General features: G+C 71.3%; 1 protein-coding gene. It reads left to right on the plus strand.

The genetic code is table 11. The features are described 5' to 3' along the window. Nucleotides 1–356: amidohydrolase family protein (locus CP49_RS32710; protein WP_156438782.1), on the plus strand; the 356-nt coding region annotated here is incomplete at both ends.

Here is a 356-nt window from a genome sequence, read left to right on the forward strand (position 1 = left end):
AGCCGACGCCCTCGCCGCGCTCGGCGGCGCGGTGTCGCTGGGCGTCGACGGTGCCGCGTCGAACGAGGCTGCCGACATGGTCTGCGAGATGCACAGTGCTTGGCACACCCATCGCGCGGTGAAGGGCGCGAATGCCGTCACCGCCGAAAACGTCGTGCACTGGGCCACGGCCGGCGGCGCGCGGGTGCTGGGCCTGCCGCATGTCGGCACGCTTGCGCCCGGCCAGCAGGCGGACATCGCCGTGTTTGATCTCGACCAGCCGCGACACTTCGGCATGCATGATCTCCTGGTCGCACCGGTGACTTGCGGTGGCGCCCGCGTGCGTCATCTGCTGATTGGCGGGCGGGCCGTCGTCG

The sequence above is a fragment of the Bradyrhizobium valentinum genome (genome assembly GCF_001440405.1).
In the GTDB taxonomy this organism is placed as follows: Bacteria; Pseudomonadota; Alphaproteobacteria; order Rhizobiales; family Xanthobacteraceae; genus Bradyrhizobium; species Bradyrhizobium valentinum.